Origin of the sequence: Orenia metallireducens (genome assembly GCF_003001995.1) — a bacterium.
GTDB classification, from domain to species: domain Bacteria; phylum Bacillota; class Halanaerobiia; order Halobacteroidales; family Halobacteroidaceae; genus Orenia; species Orenia metallireducens_B.
The window spans coordinates 1-6537 of record NZ_PVNB01000055.1; the positions used below are offsets into that span (position 1 = coordinate 1).

The following is a 6537-nucleotide window of genomic DNA, read 5'->3' on the forward strand; positions in this document are numbered from 1 at the left end:
AGAGCATAATTAAAATTAATAAGGGCTTATGTTAGATATAGAAAAAATCAGGGATAGGTATATCTATGAGACGTCGTGAAACTCTGATACGTTAACTGAAATTGCTGCAAACAAAATTGAAAGGAGTACTTGGATGCAAAACCTAAATACTTGGCCAACTTCTACGCCGGAAGAATATAACATGAATATGGACCTAATGGGCAAATTCATGAAGTCCGTTGAGAAGACGAAAATTAAGAGCTGTTTGGTTTTAAAGGAGGGGAGATTAATCCATGAGTATTACAAAGGTAATAAAATTAGGGATAATCTACAGAGGATTAATTCATGTACCAAAAGTATCATTTCCATATTGATAGGAATAGCGATTGATAAAGACTTTATACCTTCGATTAATGTTACCATGGAGCATTACTTTCCTGATATTGTTAACAATCAAGCAGATTCCCGTAAGAAAGACATTACGATAGAACAACTGCTGACAATGACTGTAGGGTTGGATTGGCCGGAGTTCGGTGAATGGAACTATATGCCCCCTATGTTTACCCATGATGTAGTAAAGTTTGTGTTTGACAGAGAATTAGTAGATGATCCGGGGAAACGGATGAACTATAATTCGGGTTGTTCTCATGTACTTTCCGCTATATTAACCAAAGCCACCGGAATGAAGACTTCGGCATTTGCAGAGCAGTATTTATTTAAACCTTTAGATATAGACAGGGACTATCTTTGGTTTGAGGATGCAAAGGGCATTAGTTATGGCTCAGATGGTCTACGGTTACATCCATATAATTTAGCCAAGTTCGGACAGTTGTACTTGCAGGATGGAATATGGAAGGGCAAGAGGATCGTATCTTCGGAATGGATCAAGAAGTCTACAACCCCCTACTTGTTAACCTATGATTATATTGGTCATTATGCTTCTCATTGGTGGGTAGCAAAATTAGATACCAATCAAGATGATTTTTCTTTGAACAACAGGATGTACTTCGCAATGGGAAGGAATGGACAATTTATTATTGTCATTCCAAGTTTACAGACGGTAGTAGTGTTTACAAGCACGCTGGAGAATACCATCAAACCTTTGGATTTTGTAAGGGAATTCTTGGTTATGTCGATGCTTAACAAGCTAGAGTAAAATATATCGGTTAATACAGAACAAGTTTGAAAGTTTATCGGGGAAGCCAGCAACATCAGTTAACACCATATTCACGCTCCGGGGCTATCGCCCCTTGGTTGTCAGATGTATAATCATGGAAGAAGCTCAGACAACAAACGACCCAGCCTAAGATAAGAGCTATCTAAAGCTGGGTCGTTTCGTGAATACACAAACGTTATGTGACAGTGCGACCAGCCCTTGAAATAACAGGGGTAAGCTATATCTTAGGCTGTCTAAGTCTGCTGAAAGCAGACCTTTGGACTACCTATTCTATTTGAGGTAATCCTAGCCATCGGTGCGTAGTTAGTAATGATTGGGTGCTACCTACAAGTCCTTAACGGACTTTTCGTGATAAATCCGCCATAGGGACAATGTGAAATATCCTGCTAGCCTAAAGCAGGTGAGTTGCTAGGATAAATATACTGTTATGGTTAAAATAATTGAACTACTGCAAGCTTCGTCAAACGTAAATAGTGAAATAAGGCTGATACACTATGACCAAACGGACTCATATTCTGAAAGGTCAAGTAGCAGATTAAAGTTTGTTACTGCCAATCCGAAGGTTGGTTGATAACTGCTTGAACTGTGTGATGGGAAACTGTCATACACAGTTCTGATGGGGAAAGGCTCCGTGAGGCTCCCGACCTACCAGATGATGACATTGGAAAATATTTTGAATTTTTATTTTGAAAAGGAAGTGATTATCTAAATGGATTATAAAATTCGATGGGCAACTTGCGGTGACTCTAAAGAATTGGGATATGTTCATGCTAATTCGTGGAAAGTAGCTTATAAGGATATTATTTCAGATAAAGTATTGGATGAGATTACTCTAGAGAAAAGAAAAAAACGTTTTGAAAAAGCAATAAAAAATCGTGAAAAGGAAAATGCAGTTTTAATAGTAGATAAAGAGATAGTTGGCTTTATAGCTTTAGGAGAATGTAGAGATGAAGATTTAGATAATTATATAGGAGAAATTTATGCAATATATTTATTACCTTCTTACTGGAGAAAGGGACTAGGTAGTTCTTTATTAGAATGGGGAATAAAAGAGTTAGAAAATAGAGGATATGAAGAAATCACTTTATGGGTGCTTGAAGATAATGAAGAATCGAAAAATTTTTATGAGTCAAAAGGATTTAAAGAAGAAGGAAAAAGAGAAAAAATAAAAATTGGAGATAAATATTTAGAAAAAGTAAGATATAAAAAGATTTTAGATAAACACCTGAAGATATGAACCAGTAAATTAAGGTTTAAAAATATAAAAAATTCAAATCGCGAAAAGAAAATGTCATCCATCATATAACTGGTTATCTACCCTATTATACGAACAGCACCCTAGCGACATCCCAGTTTAGGTGCATAAATGAGGGCTGGGCTAACTTATGTGAGGCTTAGAGGTTTACTTTGAGATTGAGAGCGTTATTGCTGTTGCAGCTGTATCAGGTGGAGGAAAAACTACAACTACAAAAAAGTTAAATGAGCTTTTAAACAACTCTACAGCTATCTATTTTGATGATTATGAATTTGATGAAAGTCCTGATGACATTTGCAAGTGGATAAAAACAGAAAAACAGATTAAGAAATTAGTACGTTAAATTTTAAAACATCTAAAAAAGGCAACCCCAATCAAGGGTTGCCTTTTCTCTATCCTTTAAAATTCATAATTTCTCATTAAATCCTCTAAGATATCTCTTCTTCTAACTAGAATATCCTCACCATCTTCTTTGATTAGTACCTCTGCTGGACGTAATCGCTGATTATAATTAGAGCTCATCACATAGCCGTATGCTCCCGCATCGAGGATTCCGATAATATCCCCTTCAAGGATCTCAGGTAATACTCTATTTTTAGCGATAATATCTCCACTTTCACAGATATTACCTACTATCAAGACCTCTTCCTTCTTATCAGATGCTCTATCTTCTTTACTGTAGATTTCAACATCATGGTGTGACTCATATAACATAGGTCTCATCAATACATTAAAGCCAAGGTCACTTCCCACATACTTTCTATCATAATTTACCTTGGTAGAATAAGCCTGCCCTAATAAGACCCCACATTCCGCCACAATATATCTACCTGGCTCTATCTTAAAGGTAATTTCTTTACCATACTCAGCTACCCATGCTCTTAATACCTTATCTAATCTTTCACCTAACTGAGCCAAATCCAATCTCTCTTGACCATCCTGCTTATGGTATGGAATTCCAAAGCCACCACCAAAGTCAACAAACTCTAAATCATCAAAATTACTAGCTATATCAAGTACAGATTTAATTCCTTCTATGTAGGAATCGCCTTCCATAAATAAAGAGCCAATATGTTGGTTAATCCCAATCAATCTTAAGTTGTATTTATTTAAAATCTCTTTAATATCATCAATGTATCTAGGGTCTACCCCAAATTTAGTCTTCTTACCACCTGTTACTACCTTCTCATGGTGTCCTGCACCTACTCCAGGATTGAACCTGATAGCAACCTCTCCACCTTCATTTGTCTGGCCAAATAATTCTAATTGAGAAAGTGAATCTACACTGACCATTACTCCAGCATCAATAGCATATTGCAACTCCTCAGCAGAGACATTATTACTAATATAAAGAATCTCTTCAGGTTCAAAGCCAGCCTTTAGCTCTATAAAGATCTCTCCTGGTGACATAGCATCTACCTGTAAGCCTTCCTCTTTAACCACCTTCAATAGCTCTAAATTAGTATTGGCCTTTGCTGAATAATTAACAACAAAATTTGGATAGCTTACTAAGTTCTTTAGCTCTCTACATCTTTCTCTTAATATTCTTTCATTATATACATACAAAGGGCTCCCATACTCCTCTACTAACTCAAGTGGGTTACTATTACCATAAAAATTTTCTTTTTCTGTAACTTCTGCAAAACTCCACTGCATACTCTACTCCTCCTTAATTCTTATCTTAAATATTGGCTAGTAAAAGTTATTACTAGTAATAACTTTTACTAGCCAATCTACTTTATTTTTCTTATAATCTAATAAATATTGATAGCCATTATCAATATACTAAAAAAAGAAGCTATTGCTTATTGACAATCTTCGCAATAGCCATAAAATTTAATCTTATGTTCAGTTACTTTAAAGCTATATTTCTTTTCTAACTCAGATTCAAACTCCTCTAAAACCTCATCATTGAATTCTATTACTTTACCACATTTACTACATACTAAATGATGATGGTGCTCTTCTCCTGTTTCTAATTCATAACGTCTACAATTCTCATCAAAGGTCAATTGTTGAATAATTCCTAATTCACAGAATAACTCTAAGGTGCGATAAACTGTAGCCAATCCAATCCCTGGATCTTCTGTCTTTACAATATTATAGACCTCTTCTGCACTCAAATGTTCTCCTCTATTGTCTATCAAAATCTGGAGAATAATCTTTCTTTGTGCAGTTAGTTTGTAATTACTCGCTGCCAAAATACTCTTCAAATTATCTAATGTAGCCTCCATTAAATTCACCTACTAACTTAATGATTATCATTTTTAATTATAACTTATTGGTTGTCTTAATGTCAACCCCTTCCATTGATTATTACTTTTCTATTTAATTTAATAACTCCTTTATAATATTAGTTACTTTATTTAAAATATCATAAAATTTATCACAAAGTGCTGTAGATAATTTTTTACCCCAACTATCACTAAAGATACCTATAGTTACCATTAAGAGTTCTTTTAATGATTTAGATTCTGTTGGTCTAATGATCAAATAATCTAATTCCCCAGGCTTAATTATTTCACGCATTGTATCCAAAATTACAATTTTTTCAGCTTTAATATTCTGCAAAGTATTAAATAAGTCTTCTCCATCAGCACCACCATTAATAAAGGAAATATCTAACTTTTCTGAAAATATAGTTTTTAATTTTTCTAATAGATAAATAGTAAGTCCTTTATCCTGTTTACGTATGTCCCCTAATCCTACTACGGCTAATCTATAGGACATATTTTCACCTACCCTTCTTCCTATATATCATTATTTTCAGATTATTAGAATTTTATTCATAGCTTAATTGGAATTGAATAGTTTTTCTGATAATAATTCTTTAATAAGGATAGTTATCTTAATTTATATTGTCAGACTATATAGGCATAAAGTGAGACTTTTTTATTAGATAGTTAGGGGTTGGGTGGTTAGATAGTTGGATTTTCCTAACCACTACCCACCTACCTCCTAAATGTCGCTTTTTCTTTCTATTCCCTCATAATAAAAGAGGTGACATCACCACTGATATCACCCCAATTTAACTTCACTTCCCTATCTCTTTAACTGCATTAAGAGCTGCAACTTGTCCTTCTCCTGTAGCCTTACTGATCTGTAACGGCTCTCCAGTACAATCACCTGCTGCATATACCCCTGCTACATTAGTCTCAAGATTTCTATTGACTTTAATATACTTCTTACTTGCTAACTCTAAGCCATCAACTATCTCCGTCGGTGGTACAGTCTCTCTTAAGATAAAGACACAAGCCACATCATATTCACCAGTAGTTAATTTTACTTTATTAGCCATCTGCTCACCAGTTATCTTTTCAACCTTAGCATCTATCACCTGAATTCTCTCATCTAAATTTTCAATCTCTTTATATTGAGCTACATAATAGACATTCTCACAGATATCTGCTAAGAAATTTGCCTCCTCTTCATGATGAGCACTATCACTAATTACCATTACATCTTTGCCTTTATATAGCATCCCATCACAAGTAGCACAATAACTAACACCCTTTCCTATGTACTCCTTTTCACCCTTCAATCTTGCCTGTTGAATTACCCCTAAAGCTAAAATCAATTTTTTAGCTTGATAATTCTCACCATTGGTAGTAACCATAAACTTCTCTCCCATTGGAAAAGCCTTGACTACCTTCTGCTTAATAATTGGAATCTCTAAATCCTCAATATGTTTAATATAAGCTTGGGCTAACTCTGGGCCACTGACATTACTAAAACCTAAGTAATTATTAACATGGGGTGCCCAATCAATCTTCTTAGCTATCTGCCCTCCTTCAAAGATAGCCACACTCTTATTACGAGCCTTGGCATTGATAGCTGCTGACATTCCTGCTGGACCTGCTCCTACAATAATAATATCATATTCTTCCATTTGCATAGCTCTCACCTCTTAATTTATTTTATCCATTATATCAAATATTTAAGCGGATTTCACTACTTGATTGGTAGTGCTTTATATAATATCCAGATTTCAACTAAAATCTATTATGAAAAATGACTATTAATGGGGATATTTGGACTTAAGTCAATATCTTGGACACAAAAAATTGAACAAATTAAGCAGCTAATAATTGTTTTTCATATTCATTAGGAGTCATATAGTCAATAC

Annotated in this window: 7 protein-coding genes; 3 read left to right on the forward strand and 4 right to left on the reverse strand. The window is 34.5% G+C overall.

Annotation, left to right across the window (positions count from 1 at the left end; genetic code table 11):
* The first annotated feature begins 133 nt into the window (after positions 1 to 133).
* From BX659_RS18250 to BX659_RS19770, 3 genes are all read left to right on the forward strand, one after another.
* On the forward strand, positions 134 to 1135 hold the full coding sequence (locus BX659_RS18250; protein ID WP_097019654.1) for a serine hydrolase domain-containing protein: 1002 nt from the start codon (positions 134 to 136) through the stop codon (positions 1133 to 1135).
* Between the two features lie 730 nt (positions 1136 to 1865).
* Positions 1866 to 2393 (forward strand): GNAT family N-acetyltransferase, encoded by a 528-nt coding sequence (locus tag BX659_RS18255; RefSeq protein ID WP_097019655.1) that lies wholly within the window; start codon positions 1866 to 1868, stop codon positions 2391 to 2393.
* A 175-nt stretch (positions 2394 to 2568) separates the two neighbouring features.
* Complete coding sequence (locus tag BX659_RS19770; RefSeq protein WP_374956490.1) at positions 2569 to 2754, forward strand: AAA family ATPase; 186 nt, start codon at positions 2569 to 2571, stop codon at positions 2752 to 2754.
* Positions 2755 to 2810: 56 nt separating this feature from the next.
* Here BX659_RS19770 and lysA read toward each other — a convergent pair whose 3' ends face one another.
* The 4 genes from lysA to BX659_RS18275 all read right to left on the reverse strand — a co-directional run bounded on the left by lysA (position 2811) and on the right by BX659_RS18275 (position 6306).
* Positions 2811 to 4067, reverse strand: a complete 1257-nt coding sequence (gene lysA, locus BX659_RS18260; RefSeq protein ID WP_097019656.1) for a diaminopimelate decarboxylase — start codon at positions 4065 to 4067, stop codon at positions 2811 to 2813.
* A 149-nt stretch (positions 4068 to 4216) separates the two neighbouring features.
* A complete protein-coding gene (locus tag BX659_RS18265) occupies positions 4217 to 4645 on the reverse strand; it encodes a Fur family transcriptional regulator (RefSeq protein ID WP_097019657.1) in 429 nt (142 codons plus the stop codon).
* Between the two features lie 94 nt (positions 4646 to 4739).
* A complete protein-coding gene (locus BX659_RS18270; protein WP_097019658.1) occupies positions 4740 to 5141 on the reverse strand; it encodes a hypothetical protein in 402 nt (133 codons plus the stop codon).
* 304 nt (positions 5142 to 5445) lie between these two features.
* The gene (locus tag BX659_RS18275) at positions 5446 to 6306 is read right to left on the reverse strand and encodes an NAD(P)/FAD-dependent oxidoreductase (RefSeq protein ID WP_097019659.1); all 861 of its coding nucleotides are present in this window, start codon (positions 6304 to 6306) and stop codon (positions 5446 to 5448) included.
* Positions 6307 to 6537 lie beyond the last annotated feature (231 nt).